A 26,442-nucleotide genomic window follows, 5' to 3' on the forward strand; every position below is an offset into this window, starting at 1 on the left:
TCCCCGGTTCCCGGTGCCTGCCGGGGGCCGGGGCGCCCGGTCAGACCGCGACGCCGTTGGCCGGGGCGTCCTCGTTGCGGATGTAGACCAGCATGTCGCCGGTCTCGATCGCGACGGCGTCCTCCCCACCCAGCGGCACCACCTTGCCCCGCCGGATCAGTGCCAGCACGATCGCGTCCAGCTCGCGGGGCTTGCAGCCGACCTCCTTGCGTTCCGCGGAACGCATCGCCAAGGCCATGCCCTGACCGGGGGTGAGCAGGTCCTCGACGACGTCGATCAGCGGCGGTGCGGTGGTGGTCAGGCCGAGCAGCCGGCCCGCGGTGGACGACGACACGATGACGTGGTGGGCGCCGCTCTGCTTGAGCAGGGCGGCGTTCTCCTGCTCGCGGACGGACGCGATGATCCGCACCTGACCGGCGGTCAACTGCCGCACGGTCAGGGTGATGAGGACCGACGCCTCGTCGGTGTCGGTGGCGATGATGACCGCCTTGCAGTTCTTGACCTGGGCCTCGTTGAGCACCGAGGACCGCGTGGCGTTGCCCTCGATGGCGACGAGGCCGTCGGCCGCGGCGTGGCGTAGGGCCGCCTCGCGGTTCTCGACCACGATGATGCGGGACTTGTCGAAGCCCGTCTCCTGCAGGGCGGCGACGGCCGAGCGCCCCTTGGTGCCGTAGCCGCAGACGATGACATGGTCCTTCAACTTGCGCCTCCACCTGCTGACCCGCAGGTTGTTCCGGTACTGCTCGGTGAGGACCTCAAGGGTCGTGCCGACCAGGATGATCAGGAACAGCACCCGGGCGGGCGTGATCACCACGATGTTCATCAGCCGGGCCTGTGCGGTGACCGGCGTGATGTCGCCGTATCCGGTCGTGGACAGCGACACGACCGCGTAGTAGAAGCTGTCGAGGAGCGAGAGCCCGTCCTCGTTGATGTCGTGGTAGCCGTCGCGGCCGACGTACACGACTCCGACGGTCAGCAGGACGAGCAGCAACGCCGCGGCCGCCCGGATGCCGAGCGCGCGCAGCGGCCCCTGACGGACCAGGGGAATGTGGATCACGAAACGCCCGCCTGCACACGATCACGATAGCCGCCGTCCCGCCCCGGCAGGCGAGATGGCCGCACCACGAAATTTCAGGACATCACAAACCGCGTCGGGCCGGAACACCCCGCGGTAGCTTCAGCGCGCTCCAGCAGAAACCATCGACATGTTTGTATTAGTTCTGCAAACATTCGAACACTGAGGGTCACCGGCCCTCACAAGGGGCCGCCCCCCGCTGGAGGTCCCGATGAACCGGTCCGTCCGCCGTACCCTCGTCGTCGTCCTGTCGTCGCTGGCCCTGCTCGCACCCGCCGCCACCGCGCGCGCCGCCACCCCGGACGACAAGCTCGCGGTCCTCTCCTCCTGGACCCAGACGACCGCCACCAGCACCAACGCTTGGAACGCCGCCCGCCTCAACCGCGAGCCGTGGGCCGACTACCACTTCGACTGGTCCACCGACTACTGCTCGTCGAGCCCGGACAACCCGCTCGGCTTCGACTTCACGCTCTCCTGCTGGCACCACGACTTCGGCTACCGCAACTACAAGTCGGTGGGACAGTTCCCGGCCAACAAGGACCGGGTGGACTCGATGTTCTACGCCGACCTGAAGCGCAAATGCGGCACGTACAGCGCCGCGCTGCAGCCCGCCTGCTACAGCCTCGCCTGGACCTACTACGAGGCGGTGCACGTCTTCGGCTCGCTCGACAAGGTGCAGCGCGCCGACCTCGACCACGCGGCACTACTCAAGGCCCACACCCGCTGAGCAACCCGGACACCGCCGCCCCGGCCCGCACGGCATCACTGCAGGGTCGGGGCGAAGCGGACCGAACCCTGCTCCAGATCGGGGTGCACCACCGCGAGCGCCATCGCCACGATGCGGTCGAACGCCAGCTCCGCGCCGTCGGCGTACGCGGCGTCGAACCCGCTGTCACCCAGCACGGACCGCAGGGACGCCTGCTGCGCCGACCAGTACCCGCCGAACACCTCGGCCCTCCGCTCCCCGCGCACCGACTCGGCCCCGCCGAACAGCACAGCCGCGGTGAACGCGTCCCCGCCGAGCGCGCAGCGCACCGCGATGGCCGCGACCGCGTCCGCCGCCGCGCCCCGGAAGCCGTGCCGCAGACGCGACCGCAGGGCCACCACGAGATGGTCGTGCGCGGCGACCAGGTCACCGCGGCGCAGGGCCACCATCCCCAGCAGCCAGTCGACCGTACGGCGGCCGCGGTCGCCGGGGCGGGCCGCCTCGATCTGCCGCGCACCCCCGAGCAACTCCGCCGCCTCGTCCAGCGACCCGTTGCGCCACAGCAGTTCGGCGAGCGTCAGCACGGCCGGCAACGCCGCCCCGGGCACGTGACACCGCTCGGCCTGCCCGATCACGTCCCGGCACAGCCGTTCCGCCTCGGCGAAACGCTCGTGCTGCAGCAGCGTCACCCGCCGGGCGGCCTGCACACCGACGAGCAGGCCCGGCTGATCGGCCGCGCGGGCCACCAGCTCGGCCCGCAGCAGGAACCGGTCACGTTCGTCCCGATCCTCGGCCAGCCCCGCATGCATCAGGTACGCCTCGGCCAGCTCGGCCGGGGTCACGTCCTCCTCGGACAGCCGCCCGTACAGGCGGAACAGCAGCTCCCGGCCGTCGCGGGCGCCGCCGTACTCGCGCCACCAGGGGTCGAGCGCCCGGGCGAGACGCAATCCGGCGCGGGCACTGCCGCCGTCCGCCACCCAGCGCAATGCGGCCTGCCACTCCCCCACGTACGGGGCCAGCTCCGTCAGCGACACCGTGCGCGGCTCGCCGTCGGCGTCCACGGTCATCCCGTTCAGGGCGTGCAACGCCCAGCCCAGGTGCCGGTCCCGCACGGCCCGCTCCTCACCGGCGGCCACAAGCCGGCGTGCCGCGTACCCACGGACCTGCTCGGGCATCCGGTACCGCGGACCGGGCACCACCTCGATCAGGGAGGCGGTGGTGAGCTCGGCCAGCGCGCCCAGCGCATCGTCCTCGCACCACTCGACCGCGGCCAGCTCGAACGGCCCGGCGAAGACCGCAAGCCTGCGCAGCAACCGCGCGGCCCGCTCCCCGAGCCTGCGGTACGACCAGTCCAGAGTCCGGGTCAGGCTGCCGTGACGCTCGGCGGCGTCGGATCGCGCCTCGACCGCGCGCGACGTGCCCTCGCGGCCCGCGTCCAGGGCGGTCAGCGGATCGTCCAGCCGGCTCGCGAGCTGCGCCGCCGACAGCAGCCGCAGCCGGTCCGCGGCCAGCTCCAGGGCGAGTGGCAGACCTTCCAGCTGAGAGGCGACCCGCACCAGGTCCGCGTCCTCCCGCGGGGGCACCGGCTGACCGCCCCGGGCGGCCCTGGCCCGATCGCTGAGCAGCATGAACGCGTCCGCCGGTGTGAGCGGCGGGATCCGCCAGGTCAGTTCACCATGGACGCCGACGGACTGGCGGCCGGTCGCGAGCACCCCCAGCTCCGGGCAGTCGGCCAGCAGACGGCGTACCGCCCCGCGGGCCGCGGCAGGGGCCGCGTCACACGTGTCCACGATCAGCAGCATGCGACGGCGCGCGCATCGCTCGATCACCGTCTCGATGACCGGCCGGCCGGGCTCGGACCGTACGCCGAGCGCGTGGGCCATGGCCGCGGGCAGATCGACCTCGGCCGGGCGGCGCGGCAGGTCGTCCACACTTCCGGCGACGTCGACCAGCCAGGCCCCGTCCGGGTACGCCGTCAGGAGCTGTTCCGCCGCCGCCAGCGCGAGACGGGTCTTCCCGGCGCCGCCGCCACCCACCACCGTGACCAGCCGGTGCTCGGCGACCAGCGCGGTCAGCTCGGCCAGCTCCGAGCGCCGCCCGATGAACGAGCTCACCGGTGCGGGCAGGTTGTGGCGGGGCGCCCCCGGCGTACGCGGGCGGGGGAAGCTGCGTTCCAGCCCCGGCGCCACCACCTGGAAGATCCGCTCCGGGTCGTCGAAGCCACGTAGCTGGTACAGGCCCAGGTCGAGCAGGTCAACACCGTCGCCCGGCGACGACGTCGTACCCGCCGCGAGCACGGTCGCCTCCGAGCAGAGCACCTGGCCGCCGTGGGCGGCGGCGGCGACCCGGGCGGCGCGGTGCACCTCGGCGCTCGTGTACTCGCCGCCGACCGGCGTGGCCGGGCCGGTGTGCAGTCCGATGCGGACCCGCGGCATCGACTCGGGCCCCGGCCATCCGTATGCGGCCAGTGCGCGTTGCACCGCGATGCACGCCGCCACCGCCGCCGCCGCGCTGCTGAACGCGACGAAGAACGAGTCACCCTCCGTGAAAAGTTCCGTGCCGCCGAAATCCTGCAACACCGCGCGGATCACCGAGCGATGCGCATTGAGGACCACCCCGTACGCTTCCGCGAGCATCCGCGCGAGCCGCGTCGAACCCTCGATGTCGGTGAACATGAAGGTCACGAGCCCGCTTGGCAGCTCGGTCCGTCCCGACACGGTGAGAACCTCCGCCCCTCCGGGAAGTATGTTTCATGGTGCGCGCGCCACACCGACACGGCACATCGTAAAAACGATCGGTAACCATCCGCCCCGCGATGTCCGCCTCTTATGGGCGACACCCCGACGAATCATCGACGGTCACGCGTGGCACTTCGCGTGACGTAACGAGAGGAACCGCGTCGGGTTGCGGCGAAACCGATGGCCCGTGGCCCGGGGCGAGATTGAACACACTCACGAAGGCGTACGCCGTTCGTGGGCTGGGGTTCACAGGAGAAACGATACGTCCCGAAGGTCCGCCTCGTGATCTCGGCAACGGATTGTCGGGCGGGACCCATCCGTCCATGAAGGACAGTTCGAGCAATTCAGGCAGCCGGGCTCGCGACCGACAGGCGTCGGCGGCCAGTCAAGCGACCAGCAGGCATGCAAGCGATTAGCAGGCGTTCAGCGGCCGGGCATGCGACCAGGTGGCGTCAGCAGCCGCAGCCGCCCCCACAGCAGCCGCCTCCGCTTGCGGCCGGGGCCGAGGGGGCCGCGCCGCCACGCCCGGTCACCGCAATCGTGGACAGCAACTTCACCGTGTCGCCGTGACCCTGCGGGCAGGCGGCCGGGGCGGACGCCTCACTCATCGGGCGGGTCACCTCGAACGTGTCGCCGCAGGAGCGGCAGCGGTAGTCGTAACGCGGCATTCCGACAGCCTAGGGTGTCCGCCCGGCCGCGCGCCGCCCCGTCTCACCCGAAGATCGACGCCCGGGTCGCGGGGCCTCGGCTGATGCCGCCGCCGGGTAGGGTCGGGGCGTGGGGGACGGGCAGGACAGTCAATCGGGTACACCGGAGGTGCGGCCGCCCGCACCGCACGGCAGCGAGCCCATCGGCAGCGCGGCCGAGGTGCCCTCGGGCGCCGCTCACGAACCCCTCGTTGCGAATAATTCCCCGCAGCCAGGTTCAGACGTCCGCAATCCGGACAAGAACCCCACCCCCGCAGACGACTCGGAAACGGAAACCGCCAAGCCCGGCAAAACCCGCGGGACCGAAACCGGCGCCGCCAAGCCCGGCACGACCGAAACCGGCGACATCGAACCAGACGCCGCCAAGTCCGGCGGGACCGAAACCGGCGACACTAGACCGGCGTCCGCGTCCACGGCGGCGGCGGCGGCGGCGGCGGCGGCCAGCATCGACGGCGAGCAGAAGGGCGGCCCGGGCGATCCCCCCACGGCCGCCGGAGGAACGACCGCGCCGAATCGCCGCGCCACTCGCCTGCTGCGGCACGCCAACCCGATCCCGGTGGCCCGCGCGGCCGGGCGCCGTACGTCCGCCTGGGCCAAGCGCCCCAGCGGCCGGCTCATCCTTCCCGCGATCATCGCCGTCCTGTTGATGGGCGCGGCCGGATCTGCGGGCGCGTACCTCGTGCCGAAGTCACTACCCCGGGCCGCCTCGCCGAGCACGGACCCGGGCTTCCCGATCGACCAGGCCGGCCCCCTGCCGTCCGGCAGCGTCCCCGGCCGGCCGGGCGGCCCGAACTTCCCCGGTGGCACCGGCCCGTCCGGCCCGGCGGGCCCCGGCGCCCGCCCCGCGGATGCCCTGGCGGGCTGGGCGCAGCAGGTGGGCACGCGGGTCGGCATCCCGGTCGTGGCGGTGCAGGCCTACGGGTACGCCGAGCTTGTGGTGGCCCGCACGACCCCGAGCTGCCATCTCAACTGGACGACGCTGGCTGCCATCGCCGATGTGGAGTCGGCGCACGGCAGCGCGCACGGCGCGGTGCTCGGCGTGGACGGTTCGGTGCAGCCACCGATCTACGGCTTGCCGCTGGACGGCAAGGGCGGCCGCCAGTTGATCCGCGACACCGACCAGGGCGTGATCGACGGTGACGCGACGTACGACCGGGCGGTCGGGCCGTTGCAGTTCATCCCGTCGACGTGGAAGGAGAACGCGGTCGACGCGGACAACAGCGGGCTCGCCGATCCGAACGACATCGACGACGCCGCGTTGACCGCCGCGGTCTACCTGTGCCGCAACGGCCGGGACATGTCCAAGGCGGACGCCTGGTGGGACGCGATCCTGTCGTACAACGCGGTGCGGCCGTACGCGCAGAAGGTTTTCGACGCGGCGAACACGTACGGCCAGCGAAGCCGGGCCTGAACGGCGAGATTGTCAACCCACAGTGACGGACCACATACGAATGCATCGTTGGGCCTTCCCTGACGCTCGCCGGACCGGCAAGCTGTACGCGTGAGGGTGCGTGAGTGGGATCCCCGGGCCGCGTCGCCGGGGGAGATCCGATCGCTCGTGGAGACGCTGAACGCGGTGCTGGCCGCGGACCTCCCCGACGATCCACCGTGGCAGGACGTGCAGGTCAGGGAGTATCTGGCCGAGACGATGCCCGGTGAGCGCCGGATCTGCTGGGTCGCCGAGGACGACCGCCTCCCCGAGGGCGAGAGCCGGGTCTACGGCCACGTGAGCATCCTGCTGCTCGGCGACATCGGCGTGCTGGAGGTGCTGGTCCACCCGGCACTGCGCCGTCGCGGCCTGGGTCAGCAGCTCGTCGCGGTCGCCGCGCGCCGCGCATACCTGGAGGGCTTCTCGTCCATCGGGGTCGAGGTGATCGGCGGCACCCCGGCCATCGCGTTCTACGAGTCGATCGGCTTCGAGCGCGAGTATGTGGAGATGCGCAGCGTGCTAACCCTTTCCAAGGTGGACTGGGACGCACTGGGGTCGATGGGCAACGGCATCGCGCACGGCTACCGCATCGAGTACCACCCGGGCGGGCCTCCGGAGGGGCTGCTGGAGGCGTATGCGCAGGCCAAGCTGGAGGCTCAGGACGACGACAACGACCTGGACCTGGCCCCCCGGTCGTCCGATCCGCAGCGGTTACGCGACAGCCTGCAGACGCTGCACAAGCGCGGCCTGAAGCCGTACATCGTGCTGGCGGTGCACGAGGCGACCGGGGTGGTGGCGGGCCTCACCGAGGTGGTGGTCCCGGCCCAGCATCCGGAGCGGGCGGATCAGTACGACACGATCGTGGTCCGTGATCACCGGGGGCACGGCATCGACCGGGCGATCAAGGCGCGGATGCTGTTCGAGCTGCGCGCGGCGGAGCCGGGTCTGCTGGAGGTGCAGACGTGGAACGCGCGGCACAACGAATCGATGATCACGGTTAACGCCGAGTTGGGCTTCCAGATGGATCGTGACTGGTATGAATATGGCGCCGATGTTGCGCAACTGGTACAGACCTTGGAACCCACGGACTGACCTGGGGCTTTAGCGTCGGCATTACCCTGTTCAGCTCCCCAGTGGAGGCTTCGTGCGCTACCGACGCATATTGCCCAGTATCGCTGTATCCATAATCGCGGCGACCACCCTGTTCCCCGGCGCGGCCCACGCGGCGGACGAGCCGCTGACCATCGGCGCGGTGCAAGGCAGCACCACGACCGCGCCGCGTACCCAGCGCTCTCCGCTCGCGCCCCCGTCCGGCAACGGCACCAGCTCCACGAAGTACCTGGTCCGCGGCGTGGTCACCGAGCTCGCCCTGTCACACACGGACACCGGCACCAAGCAGTACGGCTTCTTCCTGCAGAGCCGCAAGGACGCCACGGACGGCGACCCGAACACATCCGACGGCATCTTCGTCTACACCTCGACGTTCACCACCCTGATCGGCGGCTACACCCCCAAGGTGGGCGACGAGATCGTCATCAAGGCGAAGGTCAGCGAGTACTTCAACCTCACCGAGCTGTCCGGCGCCGAGTACGTGAGCACGCTGGCGACCGGCCTGGACGTGCCCGCCGAGGTGCAGATCGACAACGCCGCCCCGCCCGCCGACAGCGCCGCCGCGGACCTGTTCTGGGAGCGGCACGAGGGCATGCAGCTGCGCGTCCGCTCCGGCTCCGGGATCGTGTCCGGCACCAAGGTGTACGACAGCACGGACGACGCCGAGGTGTGGGCGATCGACCGGGACGACCCGCTGATGCAGCGCCCTGACCCGTACACGCGGCGGGTGTTCCGCGACGCGCACCCGCTGGACGACCAGCCCGGCACGGTCGACAACGGGAACGGCGACCGGATCCTGCTCGGCCCGATGGGGACCAAGGCGGCCGTGGGCGACGCCGACTCGGTGCTGCCCCCCGCGCGCACGTTCGACACGGTGAGCGGCGACGCGATCGGCGGCGTCTACTACGCGTTCAGCAAGTACAGCATCCAGCCGGCGTCGATCGCGTTCGCGCAGGGCCCGGACCCGGCGAAGAACAACCCGCCGAAGGCCGCCGACCGCAACCGCGAGGTCGCGGTCGCCACGTTCAACGTGGAGAACCTGTACGACTTCCGCGACGATCCGTTCGACGGCTGCGACTTCACCGGGAACCCGGGCTGCACCGGGGTCAAGCCGCCGTTCGACTACGTCCCGGCAAGCGCCGAGCAGTACCAGAAGCGGCTGGGCGTGCTGGCCGGGCAGATCGTCGACGACCTGCACAGCCCCGACCTGATCCTCGCTCAGGAGGCCGAGGACCAGGACATCTGCACCGTCACCGGTGGCGCTCTGACCTGCGGCGACACCAACAACGCGGACGGCAAGCCGGACACGCTGCAGGAGCTGGCGCTCGCGGTCAAGACCGCCGGCGGGCCCGCGTACGATGCGGCGTTCGACCGGACCGGGGCCGACGCCCGCGGCATCACCGCGGCGTTCCTCTACCGTACGGACCGGCTGTCGCTGGCCGCACCGGCCGCGGACGACGCCGTGCTCGGCGCCGCCCCGAAGGTCGTGTACCGGGGTGCCCCGCTGCCCGCCGACACCGACGTGTCGAACCCGAAGGCCCTGAACGCGGTGCTCCCCGCGGACGTGGACAAGTCCACCGGCGTGGACGGCTCGAACGTCTTCACGCGGGCCCCGCAGGTCGGCCTGTTCGACGTCAAGGCCGCTCCGGGCTCCGACGAGCACTACCAGCTCTGGGCGATCAGCAACCACTACTCGTCCGGGCCGGACGCCCGGGTCGGGCAGCGCACCGAGCAGGCCACGTACGGTGCGGCGCTGGTCACCGCGATCGAGGCGGCCCACCCGCACGCCCGGGTCGTGTACGGCGGTGACTTGAACGTGTTCCCCCGCCCCGACGATCCGGTCCCCGCCCACCCCGGCGACCAGCTCGGCCCCCTGTACAACGCGGGCCTGCACAACCTGTGGGACGACCTGGTGAAGGACGTGCCGGCCGCGGCGTACTCGTACGACTTCGAGGGGCAGGCGCAGACGCTGGACAACGTCTTCGTCACCGACGCCCTGTACGCCGACCTGATCCAGATCCGTTCGGCGCACATCAACTCGGACTACTCCGGCAACGACCGGGGGGACGCGAATCGCGGCGTCAGCGACCACGACCCGCAGGTGATCCGGTTCCAGTCACGCCCGGCGCTGACCGTGGCGGACGCGCGGGTCACCGAAGGAGCCAAGGGCACAACCACCAAGCTGGTGTTCCCCGTGACGCTGTCGCGGCCGATGAGCCAGCCGCTGACGGTGTGCGCATTCGCCGCGCCGAACACCGCATGGCCGGTGCTCGACTTCGACCCGTACGTCGGTTGCCGCACCATCGCGGCAGGTGAGACGGCCACGAGTTTCACGGTGACCGTTCGCGGCGACGACGTGCGGGAGCCGGACGAGAAGCTGACCCTGGCGTTCGTGGGCATCTCGACGTCGGTCCGGCAGGGCCGGCCGATCGCCACCGGCACGATCGTCAACGACGACTAGCTCGCGGGAAGCAAAGGGGCCCGGCGGTGAGATGACACCGCCGGGCCCTCGCGCGTTTCCCTGCTAGCTGGAGATGACGCTGGTGCAGATGCTGGCCATGGCGATGCCGACGACCGAGCCACCGATGAGCAGGCCGACGCCGAACGGGCGGGCCGCGGGATGGAGCAGGCAGCCCAGCACCCCCAAGGCGAAGAACGGCACCCAGACGAACCACTGCGCGTTCGCGCTGACCACGTACGGCAGGTCGGACAACGGGCTGAGCCCCGTCAGGCAGGGCAGGACGAAGCCCACCACGGCACCCGCGGCGACGCCGATCCAGGTCTTGCCCGACGAGGACAGGCGGGGCCGCGGCGGGGACGCGACGATCAGAATCGGGGGCTCGCCGGCCTGCTGCCGCAGGGTCACGGCATATCCCGCCGGGTCCGTGGCGACCAGCAGGCGGCCGTTCATGCCACCGGCGTCGGTGACCTGGTAGCCGGAACGTCGGCAGTGCTCGGTCACGGCCGCGAACGCCTGCTCCGGCGGAAGGTTGACCGCGATGGCGCCCGCCCGGACCCGGTTCCCCGAGGTGGGCGACGCGAGCGCGGCCTCCTGATGGATCCGCGGTGGCGGGAGGGGAACGGCCATCAGACCAGGGCAGTCGCGCAGGACTGCCGACATCCGTTGCTCGACGCCGTGCTTGGCCTCGGCATGACTCGGCGGCCGGTTCGGTGTCACCTGGGCAGAATGACCCATATAGTACGGAGTTAGTGGCTATATCTAGCAAGATGCAATTAGGTCCCATGCCGGTCGAGACGCACGAGTTCTTCACCGGCCTCGGTCTCGCCGTCGCGGCAGCCGTCTTCGCCGCCGAGACGCACCGCCGCGAACGGCATGACCCGCGGCTCTGGTATCTGGTCGCGGGCGCCCTGACCGGAGGCGCCATCTTCTCCAGAATCGGCACCTGGCTGCAGCATTCACGGCTGAGCGACAACGCGGGCCTCGCCCAGCAGTGGCTGTACGGCAACCGCAGCATCCTCTCCGGGCTGCTCGGCGCGTACGCCGGGGTGCTCGTCGCCAAACGGCTGTGCGGCTACACCGAACACAGTGGCGACCTGTTCGCCCCCGCGGTGGCCGCCGGCATGGCGGTCGGCCGGATCGGCTGCCTGCTCACCGAACTTCCGGGCACCCCCACCGGTGGCCGCTGGGGCATCATCCTGACCCCGGAAGCCGCCGCCCGCATCCCCGGCGCGCGGGCCGGTGTGCCACTGCACCCTTCATTCGCGTACGAAATCGTCTTCCAGCTGCTCGCCCTGGGCGCGCTGGTGCTGCTGCGCGACCGTGTGAGCCGGCCGGACGCCCTTTTCACGGGGTATCTCGCCGCATACGCGATCTTCCGGTTCGGGGTGGAGTTCGTCCGCGGCAACCAGGTGGTGGCCGACGGGCTGACCCGGCCGCAATGGTTCCTGCTGTGCTGCGCGCCGCTGCTGGCCTGGCGGATCTGGAAGGTGAACGGGAGAGTGAAGGTCCGATGAGCACGCTCGGCATGCCGCTGCGCGGCGACCGCATCCACCGGTACGTCAACGCCTTCTGCCCGCAGTGCCACACCGAGCAACCCCTGCGGGACCTCGCCGAGGTGGCCCGGCTGTCGGGCCGGCTGGCCGTCCGCGACGGCCGGGTCTGGCTGGAACGCGGCTGCCCCCGCCACGGCCTGATCAGCACGCTGTACGACGAGGACCCGGAGATCCTCGAATATCTGGAACGGTGGACCGCGCCCACCAAACAACACCGGGCGGACCTGGCGGGCAACTTCACGCCGATCCCCGCGGGGTATCTCGACGGGCTGCCCGAGATGCAGACCCAGCACACCTGCATCCTGCTGACCGACCTGACCGACACGTGCAACCTGCGCTGCCCCACCTGTTTCGCCGACTCGTCACCGGCGATCCAGTCGGTCGTCCCGCTCGCCGACATCCTGGCCGGTGTCGACACCCGGATCTCGCGGGAGAACGGGCGGCTCGACGTACTCATGCTCTCCGGGGGTGAACCCACCCTCCACCCGCAGCTGGGCGATCTGCTCGACGAGCTCGCGGCCCGGCCGGTGGTGCGCATCCTGCTCAACACGAACGGCCTGGCCGTCGCCCGCGACGACGCGCTGCTCGACCTGCTGGCCCGCCACCGCCACCGGCTGGAGGTCTACCTGCAGTACGACGGTGTCACCGAGCGGGCACACCGCCTGCACCGCGGCGCCGACCTGCGACGGCTCAAGGACCAGGCGATCGACCGGCTCAGCGGGCGGGGCATCTTCACCACGTTGACCATGACGGCCGCGCTCGGCGTCAACGACGACCAGATCGGTGCCGTGATCAAGCGCGCGCTCGACACCCCGTACGTGGGTGGGGTGTCGATCCAGCCGCAGTTCGGGTCCGGGCGTTCCGCCCCGATCGACTGGCGGGACCGGCTCACCCACACCGGGGTGCTGGCACGGCTCGGCCCGCAGTCCGGCGACTTGGTCACCTGGCGCGACCTCACCGCCCTGCCCTGTTCGCATCCGCACTGCTGCTCGGTGGGCTACCTGCTGCGCGACGACACCGGGCGGTGGCGTTCGCTGACCGCCCTGATCGGCACGGACAGACTGCTGGAGCTGCTGGAACTGTCGCCCGACCTGGTGGCCAACCGGATCGCCGACACCGATCTGCCCGCACACCTGCGGCAGGCGGTCAAGGACTCCCTGCTGGGGCTGCTGTCCGAGCAGTCGTCGCTGTCCCACCCACGGATCGGGGACCTGTGGCGCGACATCTGCACCAACTGCGACCTCGGCATCGGCACGCTGACCGCGTTGGCCTCCTCGGCGCTGCCGGGCAACCACGAACGGCTGCGTCGCATGCTGGCCGACCGGGTCAAACGGATCACCGTCAAGCCGTTCATGGACATGGCGACGATGATCGAGGAACGGCTGACGCAATGCTGCATCCACGTCGCGACGCGGCGGGATCGGCGGGATCAGTGCGCGCCGTTCTGCGCCGTCCAAGCCTGGCCACAGCTGGCCGCCCAGCGGCTGCCGCGGGCGGTGTCACCGTGAGCGCCCCGCACGATCCACTTCGGCTGTGCGTGTACGCGACCGTTGCGGTGTTGACCTGGGTCGCCGGGCCGGTCGCCGTGACCGCGTTCGCGGTGCTCGCATTCGCGGGCTATCTGCGGGCGCACCGGCAGGGCTTGCGCCGGTCCGCCTGCGTCCTGCGGGACGTCCGCCTGGTGCTGGCCTACCTGGTGGTCCTGGCAGCGGCCGGCGCTGCCGGCGCGATCACCCGTTGGACCTAGTACCGCTGGCGCAGCAGGTGGGCGGCCTCGGTGGCCCAGTACGTCAGGATGATCTGGGCGCCCGCCCGCTTGATGGACGTCAAGCTCTCCAGGATGACGCGTTCCCGGTCGACCCAGCCGTTGGCGGCGGCCGCCTCGACCATCGCGTACTCGCCCGAGACCTGGTACGCGGCGACCGGGACGTCGACCCGGTCACGGACCGCGGCGATGACGTCGAGGTACGGCAGAGCGGGCTTGACCATCACCATGTCCGCGCCCTCGGCCACATCCAGGTCGACCTCGCGCAGCGCCTCCCGGATGTTGCCCGGGTCCTGCTGGTACGTGCGCCGGTCGCCCTGCAGCGTCGACTCGACCGCCTCCCGGAACGGGCCGTAGAACGCGCCCGCGTACTTCACCGCGTACGCCAGCAGCGACACGTCGCTGTGCCCGGCCCGGTCCAGGCCCTTGCGGATCGCGCCGACCTGGCCGTCCATCATCCCCGACGGGGCCACCACGTGCGCACCGGCCTCGGCCATCGCGACGCCCATCTGGGCGTACAGCTCCAGGGTGGCGTCGTTGTCGACGCTGCCGTCGGGAGCGAGCACCCCGCAGTGGCCGTGCGTGGTGAACTCGTCCAGGCACAGGTCACCCATGACCACGGTGGCGTCGCCGACCTCGGCGATCACGTCGCGGATCGCCACGTTGAGGATGCCGTCCGGGTCGAGACCACCCGAGCCGGTCTCGTCCTTGCTGGCCTGCTCCGGCACGCCGAACACGATCAGGCCGCCGATGCCCGCCCCCACCGCCTCGTGCGCCGCCTTGCGCAGCGACTCCCGCGAGTGCTGCACGACGCCCGGCAGCGAGCTGATCGGGCGCGGCTCGGTCAGCCCTTCCTTGACGAACAGCGGCAGCACCAGCTCAGCCGGGGCGACCCGCGTCTCCTCGACGAGGCGGCGCAGGGACGCGGTCCGGCGCAGCCGGCGCGGGCGGATCTCGGGGTACGGCATTGTGCTCCCTAGCGGAAACGGAGGGCCGTGGGTCCCTGCACCTTGGACCCGCGGCGCTGCTTGGCGGGCATGGCGGCCAGCTTCTCGCGCAGCTCGATCGCGTACTCGGCGAGCGCCTCGACCAGGTCCGGCACCGAGGCGTGCTGCGGCTGGACGTCCACCCGCAGGCCGAACTCGGTGGCCGTCTCGGCGGTCTTCGGGCCGATCACGGAGACGACCGTGCGAGCGTGCGGCTTGCCCGCGATGCCGACCAGGTTGCGCACCGTGGACGACGACGTGAACAGCACCGCGTCGAAGCCGCCCGACTTGATCGCGTCGCGGATCTCGGCCGGCGGCGGCGCCGCGCGCACCGTCCGGTACGCGGTGACGTCGTCGACCTCCCAGCCCCGCTCGATCAGGCCGGCGGCCAGGGTCTCCGTGGCGATGTCGGCGCGCGGCAGGAGCACCCGGCCGACCGGGTCGAGGATCTCGTCGTGCGGCGAGAACTCCGCCAGCAGGCCCTCGCTGGACTGCTCCCCGGCCGGAATCAGCTCGGGCTGGATGCCGAACGCGCGCACCGCCTCCGCGGTGGCCTCACCGATGCAGGCGATCTTCACACCGCCGAAGTGGCGGGCGTCCAGGCCGTGCTCGCCGAACTTCTCCCACACCGCGCGTACGGCGTTGACCGAGGTGAACACGACCCACGCGTACCGGCCGTCGACCAGGCCCTTGACCGCGCGTTCCATCTGCGCCGGGGTACGCGGCGGCTCGACCGCGATCGTCGGCACCTCGCACGGGATCGCCCCGTACGCGCGCAGCCGGGCACTCATCGCGCCGGCCTGCTCCTTGGTACGCGGGACGAGCACCTTCCAGCCGTACAGGGGGCGGTTCTCCCACCAGCTCAGCTTGTCGCGGTGGGCGACGTTCGCACCGACCGTGAGCACGACGCGGCCGGTGAAGCCGAGCGCGGCGGCGACGAAGCTGTCCACGGTGGAGGTGGTGGTGTACTGCGTCTCGCCGGTGCCGTCGCCGGTCACGCCTACTCCGGTGCCGGGCTCGACGCCCGCGGCGATCAGCCCGTCGCGGACCGTGGCGAGGTCACCGGCGTCGACCGCGACCGCGAACGAGCCGCGCGCGGCGGCGGCGGCCAGCGCCTCGAAGTCCAGGGCGGCGATGTCGTCGATGTCGGCGACACTGCGCACACCGGGCAGCGGCACACCCGCGTACGTGGCGACGCCCGCGGCCTGGCCCACACCGGGCACGACCTCGAACTGCACCGCGGTACGGGCGACCGCCTGCACCTCCTTGACGACCGAGTCGTGGCCGAACGGGTCACCGGCGACCAGGTGCACCGCGGACAGTCCCGACTTCGCCGCGGACAGCAGCACCTTGGCGACGTCGCCGGGCGCGCCCTCGGCAGGGCTGAACTGGGCGTCCTCCTTGGCCTCCGCACGGATCGCCGCCAGCAGCGACTCGGGCACGCCCCGGTCGAAGACCACCTGGTCGGCGTCGGCCAGGGCGTCGTGGGCCCGGCGGGTCAACAGGCCCGGGTCGCCGGGACCGGCGCCGACGAACGCGATGCGGCCGCCGGACTTACGAGTGCGGGTGGTCATTTCTCTGTGCTCCCCATCAGGGTGTCGGCGCCGGCGTCGAGGAGGTCGGCGGCCAGGGCCTTGCCGATCTCCGCCGCGTCGGCGGGCGTTCCGGTGCGTGACAGCCGGATGTCTCGGGCCCCATCCGGGCTGATCACCGCACCGCGCAGGTAAATCTCGTCGCCGTGCTCGCCCTCCGCAAGCTCGGCGTGTGCCGCCACCGGGGCGGAGCATCCCGCCTCGAGCGTGGCGAGCATGGCCCGTTCCGCCGTGACGGCGGCCCGGGACGGTGCGTGGTCGAGCACGGCCAGCAGCTCGACCAGGTCTGCGTCGCCGGCCCGGCACTCGATGGCCAGCGCACCCTGGGCGGGGGCGGGCAACATCAGCATCGGGTCCAGCGTCTCGGTGATCTCGGCGGTCCGGCCGAGGCGGGCGATGCCGGCCCGGGCCAGCACCACCGCGTCGAGGTCGGCCTCGGGGCCGAGCACCCGTGCGATGCGGCTGTCCACGTTCCCGCGGATCGCGGTGACCTGCAACTGCAGGCCCAGGGCGTGCAGCTGGGCGATGCGGCGCACGGCCCCGGTGCCGATGGAAGCGCCGGGCGGCAGCTCGGCCAGCGTACGGCCGTCGCGCGCCACCAACGCGTCGCGCGGGTCCTCCCGCTGCGGGATCGCCGCGATGTGCAGCCGCGGGTGCGCCCCGGTCGGCAGGTCCTTGTACGAGTGAACCGCGAAGTCGATCTCGTCGGCGAGCAGTGCGTCGCGCAATGCCGACACGAACACGCCCACCCCGAGCTGGGCGACCGGGGCGGCCGAACGGTCCCCCGCGGTCTGGATCCGGACCAGCTCCACCGGGCGGCCGGTGGCCGCGGTCAACGCGTCCGCGACCATCCGGGACTGGGCGAGGGCCAGGGCGCTGCCCCGTGTGCCCAGCCGAAGGGCGGCGATCATGCGGTGGTCTCCCCGATCTCGGGTACGGCGTCGGCCTGGGTCGCCATCGGCACGTCCAGGTCGAAGAGCTCGCGCAGCAGCGCGGCGTACTGATCCCCGCCCGGTTCCGCGGCGAGCTGGCGCACCCGCACGGTCGGCGAGTGCAGCAGCTGCTGGACGACCCGGTGCAGCGTACGCGCGACGTCCGCGCGCTGCTCGGGCGTGAATTCGGGGCGGCGGGCGGTCAGCTTGGCCAGTTCGCCCGCGACCACCTCGTCGGCGCGGGTGCGCAGCGCGGCGACGGTCGGCGCGATGTCGGCACCGCGCAGCCAGCCGAGGAAGTGCTCGACCTCGGCGGCGACGATCTGCTCCACGGCGGCGGTCTCGGCTGCCGCGGGTGGGGTGCGGCGGCTGCTGGCGAGGCCGTCGATGTCGATGACGACGACGCCGGTCAGCTCGGCGGCGTCCGCGGCGACGTCGCGCGGCACGGCCAGGTCGAGCACGACCAGCGGCTGGGCGGCATCGGTGCGGCGGGCCAGGACCGCGGCGAGCCGCTCGCGGGTCAGCACCGGCTCGGGCGCGGCGGTCGCGGTCACCACGATGTCCACGTCCGCGAGGGCGGCGTCGAGATCCGCGTACGGGACTCCGGTGGCGCCGTACGCCTCGGCGAGCCGGTCGGCCCGCTGGGCGCTGCGGTTGGTGATCCGCAGCGGGCCGACGCCGGCGCGGGTGAGCGTGGCCAGCGACAGCGCGCCCATGGCCCCGGCGCCGACGATCAGCGCGGTGCGGCCCTCGATGCCGCCCGGGAAGTGGTCGCGGGCCAGGTCGAGGGCGGCCGTGACGACACTCTGGCCGGCGCGGTCGATGCCGGTCTCGGCGTGCGCCCGCTTGCCGACCCGCAGCGCCTGCTGCATGAGCTCGTGCAGCAGGCGTCCGGCCGTGTCCGCCTCGGTCGCCGCGTGGTACGCGTCGCGGAGCTGCCCGAGGATCTGCGCCTCACCGACCACCATGGAGTCGAGCCCGGACGAGACCTGGAACGAGTGCTGGACGGCGGCCTCGTCGTAGTGCACGTACAGGTGCCCGGCGAGGTCACCCGCGGCGAGGCCGGACTGTTCGGCGAGAACGTTGCAGACGTCGCTGAGCCCGCCGTGGAAACCGGTGACCGCGGCGTACACCTCGACCCGGTTGCAGGTGGACAGCACGACGGCCTCGCCGATGTACGGCTGGGCGACCAGGCGCTGCAACACCGCGGGGATGTCCGACTCGGCAATGGTCAGCTGTTCGAGCGTGCCTACGCCCGCGGTGCGGTAGGACGCACCGACGCTGAGGAGGTTCACGACCCGACCGCCTCCTGCCCGCCGGCGTTCTCGCGCCCACCCGGCAGGGCGGTGAGCGAGGCCTTGCGGTGCTCGTGGAAAGAGAGGATCTGGAGCTCGATGGCGAGGTCGACCTTGCGGACGTCGACCCCCGGCGGCACCGACAGCACACAGGGAGCAAAGTTCAGGATGCTCGTCACCCCGGCGGCGACCAGGCCGTCCGCAACCGCCTGGGCGGAGCCGGCCGGGGTGGCGATGACGCCGATCGCGAGTGCCTCGGCGGCGGCCACGCGGGGCAGGTCGTCGAAGTGCCGGACGGTGAGGCCGTTGATCTGCTCGCCGACGCGGGCGGGATCGGCGTCGAAGAGCGCGACGATGCGGAACCCGCGGCTGGCGAAGCCCGCATACCCGGCGAGGGCGTGCCCGAGGTTACCGACGCCGACGAGGCAGACCGCGCGGCGCTGATCCAGGCCGAGGATGTACTCGATCTGGTCGACCAGCAGCGCGATGTCGTAGCCGACGCCGCGGGTGCCGTACGAGCCGAGGTGGGAGAGGTCCTTGCGCAGTTTCGCCGAGTTGACCCCCGCAGCGGCGGCGAGGCCCTCGCTGGAGATCGTGTCCGCGCCCGACTCGGCCAGGTGGTGCAGCGCGCGAAGATACTCCGGGAGCCGCGCGATCGTCGCCTCCGGCAGATCCGGGAAGGCGGGGACGGCGCCGGCGTTGCCGGGTGTGCTTCCGTGCCGCTGCTGGCTCATCTGACTCCGTGCCGACGAGGTGGCGAACCTGCGGCGAACCCCTGAAGACCTGCCGGACGCGGCTGTGGTACCGGGGCCCGCCGGACTCACACAGTAGGCGCTTGTGAAGGCGTGCACAAATCGCGATCTTGATAGGAGAACTGGACAAAGGTCGGGCCGGCGTGCTAGCAGGCGCCGACGCGTACGAGTATGGCCCCCAGCCGGGCCGATCGGCCACTTGGACGGCCGGTGTCACAGCTCCTGGGCGAGGGTGACCGCGTCCACCAGCGTGTCGGCCACCGGCAGGCCGGAGGCCCGCAGCCGGGCCGGGTCGGTGAAGCCACCCGTGTACAGCACCGCGGCGCCGCCCACGGACTCCGCGGCGCTCGCGTCGTCCAGAGAGTCGCCGATCAGCACCACGTCGGAGCCGGAGACCCCCAGCTCGGCGAGGTGGTTGGCGAGATGGCGCGCCTTCAGGTCACCGCCCACCTCGGTACGCAGCCCGTCGACCCGGGTGAACACCCCGGCCAGCCCGTACGTCTCGATCGCGGGAACCAGCTCCTCGTGGAACCACATGGACAGCAGCGACTGGGTGCCGGGCCAGGCGGTCAACGCGGCCTGCGCGTCCGCAGCCAGCGACGCGGTGGTCAGCCCCAGCCGGTACGCCTCGTGGAAGATCCGGTCGAGCCGGCCGAACTCCTCGGCGTCGACCGCCCGTTCCAGGATCTCGGCGTAGAACTCGGCAACCGGGCGGCGGAACCGGCGCCGGTGCTCGTCGGTGCCGACGCTGCGACCACCCATCGCCGCGAACGCGTGATTCGTCGAACTGACCACGAGGTGCAGGTCGTCGAGCAGGGTGCCGTTCCAGTCCCAGACCAGGTGTTTGCGCGCCACCCGACGACCTTAGCGGCCGGTACCGACAACCGCTTCCGAGATATTCACAGCGGTGGCGTCCCCGGCGGACGGGCCAGATCGCGGCGCAGCCGGGCCTCCTCGATGCGCCAGTAGCCGTGCTCGCGGCCGTCCAGCAGCAGCACCGGGACACGGTCGCCGTAGTCGCGTTCCAGCTCGATCGAGCCGTCCACGTCGACCCGGGTCCACTGCTCCCCGGTCTCCGCCGCGATGCGGTCGAGCACCTTCTCGGCGTCCTCGCACAGGTGGCAGCCGTCCCGGCTGATCAACGTCATCCGACTCATGAGAGGGCACTCTTGCGGACTTTGCCGATCGGGGAGTGCGGCAGCTCGGCGACGATGTCGATCGCCTTCGGCAGCTTGAAGCGGGCCAGCCACCGCGCGCAGTGCTCGGTCAGCTCCGCGGGGGTGGGCGGCAGTTCGGTGGCGGGCACCACGAACGCGTGCGGCGCCTGGCCGGTCTCCGGGTCCGGTGCCGCGATGACCGCGGCCTCGGCCACCCCGGGATGCTCGGCGAGCACCCGTTCGATCTCCGCGGGGTAGACGTTGAAGCCGTTCACCAGGATCAGCTCGCCGATCCGGTCGACCAGAACGAGGTCGCCGTCGCCGTCGGCGTACGCGACGTCGCCCGTGCCCCACCAGCCGTCCGCGTCCGGCCCGCCGTGCCCGTCGGGCCAGTACCCGGAGAACAGGTTGGGCCCGCGCACCACGATCTCGCCGGGGTCGGTGCCGTCGGAGTCCGCGACCGCGAGATCCAGTTCGGCCAGGTCCTCGTCGGGCGATGCGGTGCCGTCGCGCCACAGCACAGTGCCGTCCGCGGCGCGCAGCAGCAGCGACACCCCGGGCAGCGGGCGCCCGATCGAGCCGGTCTTGTGCCGGGTGCCGACCGCCGTGGTGGTGAGCACCGGGGCGGTCTCGGTCAGCCCGTACCCGACGATGATCCGGGTGCCGGTGGCCTCCTCGAAGCGGGTCGCGTCGGCCGGGTCGAGCGGGGCGGCGCCGCAGACCGCGGTGCGCAGCCCGGCCAGGGCCTGCGCCGCCTCGGGGCGACGGGACCAGGCCGCGTACATGGAAGGCACGCCCAGGGTGACGGTGACGCCGTGCCGGGCGGCTGTGGCCAGCGACCCGGCGGGGTCGAACTTGTCGACCAGCACGCCGCAGGCGCCGTGGTGCGCGACCGTGCCCAGGCCGGTGTTCAGCCCGTACGCATGGAACAGCGGCACCGCCAGCAGCACGACGTCGTCCGGGCCGACGACGGGTGGGTCGATGCTGTCGAGCTGGTCGTGGTTGGCGGCCAGCGCCGCATGGCTGAGCATGGCGCCCTTCGGCCGCCCGCTCGTGCCGGAGGTGTAGAGCAGGACCGCGACCTGGTCGGCCCGCGGCGCGGCGGGGGCGGTGCCGGGCTCGTCGGCGACGGGCAATTCCGCGGGTACGACCACCGCCTGCCCCGGACGCAGGCGGGCCCGCACCGCATCCTCGGCGACCACCACGGCCGCACCGGCGTCCCCGAGCGCGTAGGACAGCTCGTCGTCGGTGTAGCCCGGGTTGAGCGGCACCGCGACCAGGCCCGCGCGCAGCACGCCGTGGAACGCGACCACGCAGTCGAGCGTGTTGCCCAGGATCAGGGCGACCCGGGCGCCGGCCTGCGGGCACAGCGCCCACAGACGGCGGGCCGCCTCGTCGACGCGGGCGTCGAGGTCCTGCCAGCTCAGCACGGTCTCGCCCGCGATCAGGGCGGTGGCGTCGGGGCGACGCGCGGCGGCCGCGCGTACGGGGTCGGGGGCAACGTCCTGCACGAGGCCCGAGTCTGGCACATCGGCCACCCGAACGGGTGCCACGCACGCGGTGTCCGTCACCCGCGACAAGCGTGCCCGACATGATGACACAAAGTTCCTGACGTCCCGTGTGTGCCACTTCGGGCTAATCTCGCCCAGCGCACACGGTGTGCGACTCGGAGTGTTCAAGGTCCGTAACACTTCCCACTCGTGTAACGGATTCCACACCCGTGGGTGAGGCCGGCCCGGCACGTTGCTGGGAAGCCCCACCCCTTTTGCTGTGATTTGACCGACTGCCGGGACAAGGAGGCGCAGTGAGCCATGTGTACGCCGGCGACCCGTACCGCCGCGACGTGTTCGCCGCACGCCTCGCGCTCACCGAGGGTCTGACCGCCCTGCGGCGCAGCGTGGACGGGATGATCGCGCACGCGATCCGCGGGGACGGCACCAGGCGGGCACCCAACCGGCCGCACCTCAACCAGTCGCCCGGCCAGCACCTGCCGCCCTCCGGCAACGTCACGCCGGTCGCGGGCCGGGTGACCGCACCGGGCCGGCCCGCGATGCCCGCCCAGCCCGGCCCGGGACAGCGCCCCGGCGAGATCCCGGCGGCCGACGGTGACACCGGCGTGGTCGTGCCCACGCAGAGCACCACGGGCCCCCCGACCGAAACCGAGCCGCCCCGATACCCGGCGCGCCCCGACCCCACGGACGCCGCCGCCGAGGTGTGGGCGCTGGTCGAGCGGGCCCAGGCGGGCGAGGCCGAGGCGTTCGGCCTGATCTACGACCGGTACGTCGACACGGTGTTCCGGTTCGTCTACTTCCGGGTGGGCAACCGCCAGCTCGCCGAGGACCTCACCTCGGACACGTTCCTGCGCGCGCTCAAACGCATCGGCAGTTTCACCTGGCAGGGCCGCGACCTCGGCGCGTGGCTGGTCACGATCGCCCGCAACCTGGTCGCGGACCACTTCAAGTCCGGCCGGTACCGCCTGGAGGTGACCACCGGCGACGTGCTCGACGCCGACCGCGAGGACCGGGGCCCCGAGGGCAGCCCGGAGGCGGCGGTCGTCGACCACATCACCAACGTCGCGTTGCTCACCGCGGTCAAACAGCTCAACCCGGAACAGCAGGAGTGCATCGTGCTGCGCTTCCTGCAGGGCTTCAGCGTGGCCGAGACCGCACAGACCATGGGCAAGAACGAGGGCGCCATCAAGGCCCTGCAGTACCGGGCCGTCCGGGCGCTCGCCCGGCTGCTGCCCGAAGGGTTCCAGTGGTGACGACATTTTCCCCGATGTCGATCTCCACCCCACCTCCTGGCAGTCCCCGACCCGTAACCGTACGCGCCCGTCGAGCGTTTGACCGGGTGCGACCCGCGCAGGACGGCAAGTCCTCCGCCGACGTCGCGACTGCCGGCAACGGAGCCGACGACACAATCACGAGCGAAGGGAGGTGCCCGTGGTGAACTTCGATTTCCTCGACCGCCGCAGTGCCGAGCGCTTCGCAGAGCTGCTCGACGAGACGATCGGCGGGCGTCGGCACCACGCCCGTGCCCAGGCGGACGAGCAGCTCGCCGAGCTGGTCGCCATCGGCCACAGCCTTTCCGCGGTCCGGCCCGGCGTCCGGGTCGACGCCGATTTCCGGGTCGGCCTGCGCGCCATGCTGGTCGCCACCGCGGAACGCGACGGGATCGGCCGTTCCGCCTCGGCCGTCGAGGCGGATCCGCTGCCCGTCGGCGGGCTGGACCACGGCGGCGGCCTGCGGGGCGGGGTGGTCCGGCGCTTCCGGGCACGCGGCGCCATTGTCATCGGGGTCGCCGCGGGCGCCATGGCGGTCTCCGGCATCTCCGCAGCCAGCGAGAACGCCGCCCCCGGCGACGCCCTGTACGGCGTCAAGCGCTCCACCGAACGAGCCCAGCTCGCCATGGCCGGTTCCGACCTGACCCGCGGCCAGTTGTCCCTGGACTTCGCCCGCAACCGGCTCCTCGAAGCGGCCGGTATGGGTACGGGCGGGAGCTTCGGCCAGGTCCTCAACGACATGGACGCGGACACCCGTACCGGCGTGCGGCTGCTCACCTCGGCGGCCGTCACCCGGCACGACGTCGCCCCGCTCACCACGATCGAGTCCTTCGTCGTGGGCCAGCAGCACACCCTCACCCCGGTCCTGGACGGGCTCAGCCCCCTCGACCGGGCGCGGGTGGTCACCTCTCTGCAGTTGCTGGAGGACGTGCTGCGCCGGGCCGATGGCCTGAAGGACGCCCTGGCCTGCGACAACCCCACCCCGGCCGGTACGGACGAGCTGGGCCCGAAGCTGCGCGACTGCCCGGCCGGCGCGGACACCACGTCCGAACGAGAGCAGTCCGGCACGGGGAAGCCCGGCAAACAGGGCGCGGCCGGCAAAAACACCACCAAGGCGAAGCCGGAACACAGCACCACCACCGCCGCGGACGGCGACAAGCCCGCGGCGGACACGGTCCCGCCCGGTACCGCCGCGCCCGACGACGGCCCGGAACCGACCGCCTCCCCCGCGTCGTCCGCCGACTCGCAGTCCGGCAACGGAAGCCACAAGGGCCTGCTCGGGGGGCTCCTGGGCGGGGTGTTCGGCGACGAAAGCTGAACCGGAGCAGTACGTGAAGCGGACCCCTTCGGCTACAGGCCGAAGGGGTCCGGCCGCTTCTCCAGCAGCGCGTACAGGCTGGCCTGGATCGTCTCGCGCACCTGGTCCGCGAGGTTGTAGACCACCATCGGGTCGTCCGCGGAGTCGCGCAGGTGCGCGGTCGGGATCGGCGGGCAGAACTGGATCAGCCACTTGCTCGGCAGCGGCACCAGCCCCAGCGGGCCCAGCCACGGGAACGTCGGCGTGACCGGAAAGTACGGAATCCCGAGCAGCCGGGCCAGCGGCTTGAAGTCGGCCAGGATGGGGTAGATCTCCTCGGCCCCGACGATCGCCACCGGAACGATCGGCGTGCCCGTACGCAGCGCCGCCGACACGAAGCCGCCCCGGCCGAAGCGCTGCAGCTTGTACCGCTCCGAGTAGCGCTTGCCGATCCCCTTGAACCCCTCGGGGAAGACACCGACCAGTTCACCGGTGCGCATCAGCCGCTCGGCGTCCGGATTGCAGGCCACGGTCGCGCCGGCCTTGCGGGCCAGCTCGGACATCAACGGGACGCTGAACACCAGGTCCGCGCCGAGCAGCCGCAGGTGCCGGCCGGCCGGGGTGCCGTCGCGCAGCGCCACGGACAGCATCAGCGCGTCCAGCGCGATCGTCCCGGAGTGGTTGCCGACCACGAGCCCGCCGCCGTCGTCGGGGACGTTCTCGATGCCGAAGACCTCGGTACGGAACCAGTCCCGGTACAGCAGCCGCAGCATCGGGTAGAACAGCGTGTCGGTCAGCTCGGGGTCGAAGCCGAAGTCGTCCACCTCGTACGCCCCGGTGAGCCGGCGGCGCAGGAACGCCAGGCCGCTCGCGACCCGCCGATCCCACACATCGGCCACGTCCCGGGGCGCGTCGTCGCCGGGGTGCACCGCGTCGAGGGTCATGACTGGTCACCCGCCACGGCGTCGAGCGCTGCCGGGCGGCCGGTGCCCGACGCGGCCGCGCGCACCCGGCGGATCCCGTCGAGGATGGCCTGCTCGGCCGCGACGATCCGGTCCGCGGTCAGCGAGGAACCGCCCGTGTGGCCGTGGATGAAGTCGTCGAACGCGGCCGCGGTGGTGCGGGGCGTGAAGCCGAACTCGCGCTCCAGCCGGGCGGTGTCCACCACGCGGCCGTGCACGAACAGGTCGATCTGGTCCAGCCCGATCTGGCCGATGCCGGCCGCGCGCGCCGCCCCGCTCAGCGAGGAGAGCGTGGACTCGGGCAGCGGCACCGAGATGCGCCCGGCCCGGCGCACCGCCTGGGACAGCGCCAGCACCCCGGCGCCCGCCACGTTGAACGTGCCGGGATGGTCCTCGATGACCGCGCGGTGCAGGACCTCCAGTGCGTCGTCCACGTGCACGAACTGCAGCCGGGCGTCGCGGCCCAGCACCGTGGGCACCACCGGCTGGGCGAAGTACCGGGTGAGGCTGGTCTCGGCGGTCGAGCTGATGAACGGAGCGAACCGCAGCACCGTGGCGGTGACGTCGGGACGGCGGCGGCGGAAGCCGCGCACGTACCCCTCGATGTCGAGGATGTCGCGGGCGAAGGAGCCGCGCGGCACCGCCCGGGGTTCGGTGTCCTCGGTGAACACGGCCGGGTCGCGGAACGACGCGCCGTACGCGGCGGTGGACGAGCGGACCACGAGCTTGCGCAGCCGCGCCGCGCCCTGGGCGGCGGCGAGCAACTGCATCGTGCCGATGACGTTCTGTTCTTTCATCGCCGCGCGACCGCCGTGCTGGGGGTCGGGGGCACCGGTGATGGCGACGTGGACGAGTGCCTCCGCGCCGAGTTCGGCGAGCGCGCCCGTGGCGGCCCGCGCGTCGGCCTGGATCAGCTCGACGTCCTCCAGCAGGCCCGCGAGGGGCGGCGGTGGTTCGTGCGGATCCAGGCCGATGACGCGTTCGACTCGCGGGTCGGCGGCGAGCTGTGACGCCACGCGAGCGCCGAGTAGGCGGCTGACCCCGGTGACCACGACGACCCGCGGCGCAGCCGGGGCGGAAGACGTCACCACGTATGCCCTTCGGGGGTCGGCGGCGGTTGCGTGGGTGACGCGGCCGGGCCAG

Annotated in this window: 22 protein-coding genes and 1 pseudogene; 9 read left to right on the top strand and 14 right to left on the bottom strand. The window is 72.1% G+C overall.

Annotation, left to right across the window (positions count from 1 at the left end):
• Positions 1 to 40 precede the first annotated feature (40 nt).
• On the bottom strand, positions 41 to 1,057 hold the full coding sequence (locus ACMCNK_RS18235) for a potassium channel family protein (protein WP_412737605.1): 1,017 nt from the start codon (positions 1,055 to 1,057) through the stop codon (positions 41 to 43).
• Between the two features lie 229 nt (positions 1,058 to 1,286).
• Here ACMCNK_RS18235 and ACMCNK_RS18240 point away from each other — a divergent pair, with 229 nt between their 5' ends.
• Entirely contained in the window at positions 1,287 to 1,802 is a 516-nt protein-coding gene (locus tag ACMCNK_RS18240) for a phospholipase (protein ID WP_412737606.1), read from the top strand.
• Positions 1,803 to 1,837: 35 nt separating this feature from the next.
• Here ACMCNK_RS18240 and ACMCNK_RS18245 read toward each other — a convergent pair whose 3' ends face one another.
• Both ACMCNK_RS18245 and ACMCNK_RS18250 read right to left on the bottom strand, forming a co-directional pair.
• Entirely contained in the window at positions 1,838 to 4,498 is a 2,661-nt protein-coding gene (locus ACMCNK_RS18245) for an adenylate/guanylate cyclase domain-containing protein (RefSeq protein WP_412737607.1), read from the bottom strand.
• A gap of 473 nt (positions 4,499 to 4,971) precedes the next feature.
• Positions 4,972 to 5,187 (bottom strand): FmdB family zinc ribbon protein, encoded by a 216-nt coding sequence (locus ACMCNK_RS18250; RefSeq protein WP_412737608.1) that lies wholly within the window; start codon positions 5,185 to 5,187, stop codon positions 4,972 to 4,974.
• A 109-nt stretch (positions 5,188 to 5,296) separates the two neighbouring features.
• On the opposite strand from ACMCNK_RS18250, the gene ACMCNK_RS18255 reads away from it, so the two are divergent.
• From ACMCNK_RS18255 to ACMCNK_RS18265, 3 genes and pseudogenes are all read left to right on the top strand, one after another.
• Positions 5,297 to 6,637, top strand: a complete 1,341-nt coding sequence (locus ACMCNK_RS18255; RefSeq protein WP_412737609.1) for a lytic murein transglycosylase — start codon at positions 5,297 to 5,299, stop codon at positions 6,635 to 6,637.
• A gap of 90 nt (positions 6,638 to 6,727) precedes the next feature.
• Entirely contained in the window at positions 6,728 to 7,747 is a 1,020-nt protein-coding gene (locus ACMCNK_RS18260; RefSeq protein ID WP_412737610.1) for a GNAT family N-acetyltransferase, read from the top strand.
• A 145-nt stretch (positions 7,748 to 7,892) separates the two neighbouring features.
• Positions 7,893 to 10,226, top strand: a pseudogene (locus tag ACMCNK_RS18265) (endonuclease); the annotation flags it as partial.
• 63 nt (positions 10,227 to 10,289) lie between these two features.
• Here ACMCNK_RS18265 and ACMCNK_RS18270 read toward each other — a convergent pair.
• Entirely contained in the window at positions 10,290 to 10,853 is a 564-nt protein-coding gene (locus ACMCNK_RS18270; RefSeq protein WP_412737611.1) for a hypothetical protein, read from the bottom strand.
• A gap of 140 nt (positions 10,854 to 10,993) precedes the next feature.
• Here ACMCNK_RS18270 and ACMCNK_RS18275 point away from each other — a divergent pair, with 140 nt between their 5' ends.
• Genes ACMCNK_RS18275 through ACMCNK_RS18285 form a run of 3 tightly spaced genes read left to right on the top strand, consistent with a single transcriptional unit; the run spans position 10,994 to position 13,526 of the window.
• Positions 10,994 to 11,740, top strand: coding sequence for a prolipoprotein diacylglyceryl transferase (locus ACMCNK_RS18275; protein WP_412737612.1), 747 nt, complete (start codon positions 10,994 to 10,996; stop codon positions 11,738 to 11,740).
• A complete protein-coding gene (locus ACMCNK_RS18280; protein ID WP_412737613.1) occupies positions 11,737 to 13,287 on the top strand; it encodes a radical SAM protein in 1,551 nt (516 codons plus the stop codon). Before ACMCNK_RS18275 ends, ACMCNK_RS18280 begins: the two co-directional genes overlap by 4 nt.
• Complete coding sequence (locus ACMCNK_RS18285) at positions 13,284 to 13,526, top strand: hypothetical protein (RefSeq protein ID WP_412737614.1); 243 nt, start codon at positions 13,284 to 13,286, stop codon at positions 13,524 to 13,526. The genes ACMCNK_RS18280 and ACMCNK_RS18285 overlap by 4 nt, the downstream gene beginning before the upstream one ends.
• Here ACMCNK_RS18285 and hemB read toward each other — a convergent pair.
• The 8 genes from hemB to ACMCNK_RS18325 all read right to left on the bottom strand — a co-directional run bounded on the left by hemB (position 13,523) and on the right by ACMCNK_RS18325 (position 21,769).
• On the bottom strand, positions 13,523 to 14,512 hold the full coding sequence (gene hemB / locus ACMCNK_RS18290; RefSeq protein ID WP_412737615.1) for a porphobilinogen synthase: 990 nt from the start codon (positions 14,510 to 14,512) through the stop codon (positions 13,523 to 13,525). The two genes, ACMCNK_RS18285 and hemB, sit on opposite strands and share 4 nt — an antisense overlap.
• Before the next feature lie 8 nt (positions 14,513 to 14,520).
• Entirely contained in the window at positions 14,521 to 16,104 is a 1,584-nt protein-coding gene (locus tag ACMCNK_RS18295) for a uroporphyrinogen-III synthase (RefSeq protein ID WP_412737616.1), read from the bottom strand.
• Positions 16,101 to 17,033, bottom strand: coding sequence for a hydroxymethylbilane synthase (gene hemC / locus ACMCNK_RS18300; protein ID WP_412737617.1), 933 nt, complete (start codon positions 17,031 to 17,033; stop codon positions 16,101 to 16,103). The genes ACMCNK_RS18295 and hemC overlap by 4 nt, the downstream gene beginning before the upstream one ends.
• Positions 17,030 to 18,349, bottom strand: a complete 1,320-nt coding sequence (locus ACMCNK_RS18305) for a glutamyl-tRNA reductase (protein ID WP_412737618.1) — start codon at positions 18,347 to 18,349, stop codon at positions 17,030 to 17,032. The genes hemC and ACMCNK_RS18305 overlap by 4 nt, the downstream gene beginning before the upstream one ends.
• Complete coding sequence (locus tag ACMCNK_RS18310) at positions 18,346 to 19,083, bottom strand: redox-sensing transcriptional repressor Rex (protein WP_412737619.1); 738 nt, start codon at positions 19,081 to 19,083, stop codon at positions 18,346 to 18,348. Before ACMCNK_RS18310 ends, ACMCNK_RS18305 begins: the two co-directional genes overlap by 4 nt.
• Positions 19,084 to 19,314: 231 nt before the next feature.
• Positions 19,315 to 19,956, bottom strand: coding sequence for an HAD family hydrolase (locus ACMCNK_RS18315; RefSeq protein WP_412737620.1), 642 nt, complete (start codon positions 19,954 to 19,956; stop codon positions 19,315 to 19,317).
• A gap of 44 nt (positions 19,957 to 20,000) precedes the next feature.
• On the bottom strand, positions 20,001 to 20,258 hold the full coding sequence (locus ACMCNK_RS18320; RefSeq protein ID WP_412737621.1) for a glutaredoxin family protein: 258 nt from the start codon (positions 20,256 to 20,258) through the stop codon (positions 20,001 to 20,003).
• Positions 20,255 to 21,769, bottom strand: a complete 1,515-nt coding sequence (locus ACMCNK_RS18325; protein ID WP_412737622.1) for an AMP-binding protein — start codon at positions 21,767 to 21,769, stop codon at positions 20,255 to 20,257. Before ACMCNK_RS18325 ends, ACMCNK_RS18320 begins: the two co-directional genes overlap by 4 nt.
• A gap of 293 nt (positions 21,770 to 22,062) precedes the next feature.
• Between ACMCNK_RS18325 and ACMCNK_RS18330 the strand changes: the two genes are divergently transcribed.
• Together ACMCNK_RS18330 and ACMCNK_RS18335 are read left to right on the top strand one after the other, a co-directional pair.
• Complete coding sequence (locus ACMCNK_RS18330) at positions 22,063 to 23,022, top strand: ECF subfamily RNA polymerase sigma factor, BldN family (RefSeq protein ID WP_412737623.1); 960 nt, start codon at positions 22,063 to 22,065, stop codon at positions 23,020 to 23,022.
• A 178-nt stretch (positions 23,023 to 23,200) separates the two neighbouring features.
• Positions 23,201 to 24,358, top strand: coding sequence for a DUF5667 domain-containing protein (locus ACMCNK_RS18335; protein ID WP_412737624.1), 1,158 nt, complete (start codon positions 23,201 to 23,203; stop codon positions 24,356 to 24,358).
• A gap of 32 nt (positions 24,359 to 24,390) precedes the next feature.
• On the opposite strand, the gene ACMCNK_RS18340 is transcribed toward ACMCNK_RS18335, so the two are convergent.
• A complete protein-coding gene (locus tag ACMCNK_RS18340; protein WP_412737625.1) occupies positions 24,391 to 25,281 on the bottom strand; it encodes a lysophospholipid acyltransferase family protein in 891 nt (296 codons plus the stop codon).
• Positions 25,278 to 26,387 (bottom strand): NAD-dependent epimerase/dehydratase family protein, encoded by a 1,110-nt coding sequence (locus ACMCNK_RS18345; RefSeq protein ID WP_412737626.1) that lies wholly within the window; start codon positions 26,385 to 26,387, stop codon positions 25,278 to 25,280. The genes ACMCNK_RS18340 and ACMCNK_RS18345 overlap by 4 nt, the downstream gene beginning before the upstream one ends.
• Positions 26,388 to 26,442 lie beyond the last annotated feature (55 nt).

The sequence above is a fragment of the Krasilnikovia sp. MM14-A1259 genome, from assembly GCF_047159535.1.
GTDB lineage: Bacteria > Actinomycetota > Actinomycetes > Mycobacteriales > Micromonosporaceae > Actinoplanes.

Excerpts from the sequence above, each read along its gene's own strand:
- ACMCNK_RS18240 (WP_412737606.1), top strand. The coding sequence starts at position 1,287 with ATGAACCGGTCCGTCCGCCGTACCCTCGTCGTCGTCCTGTCGTCGCTG.
- ACMCNK_RS18250 (WP_412737608.1), bottom strand. The coding sequence starts at position 5,187 with ATGCCGCGTTACGACTACCGCTGCCGCTCCTGCGGCGACACGTTCGAG.
- ACMCNK_RS18270 (WP_412737611.1), bottom strand. The coding sequence starts at position 10,853 with ATGGCCGTTCCCCTCCCGCCACCGCGGATCCATCAGGAGGCCGCGCTC.
- ACMCNK_RS18275 (WP_412737612.1), top strand. The coding sequence starts at position 10,994 with ATGCAATTAGGTCCCATGCCGGTCGAGACGCACGAGTTCTTCACCGGC.
- ACMCNK_RS18280 (WP_412737613.1), top strand. The coding sequence starts at position 11,737 with ATGAGCACGCTCGGCATGCCGCTGCGCGGCGACCGCATCCACCGGTAC.
- hemB (WP_412737615.1), bottom strand. The coding sequence starts at position 14,512 with ATGCCGTACCCCGAGATCCGCCCGCGCCGGCTGCGCCGGACCGCGTCC.
- ACMCNK_RS18295 (WP_412737616.1), bottom strand. The coding sequence starts at position 16,104 with ATGACCACCCGCACTCGTAAGTCCGGCGGCCGCATCGCGTTCGTCGGC.
- hemC (WP_412737617.1), bottom strand. The coding sequence starts at position 17,033 with ATGATCGCCGCCCTTCGGCTGGGCACACGGGGCAGCGCCCTGGCCCTC.
- ACMCNK_RS18310 (WP_412737619.1), bottom strand. The coding sequence starts at position 19,083 with ATGAGCCAGCAGCGGCACGGAAGCACACCCGGCAACGCCGGCGCCGTC.
- ACMCNK_RS18320 (WP_412737621.1), bottom strand. The coding sequence starts at position 20,258 with ATGAGTCGGATGACGTTGATCAGCCGGGACGGCTGCCACCTGTGCGAG.
- ACMCNK_RS18340 (WP_412737625.1), bottom strand. The coding sequence starts at position 25,281 with ATGACCCTCGACGCGGTGCACCCCGGCGACGACGCGCCCCGGGACGTG.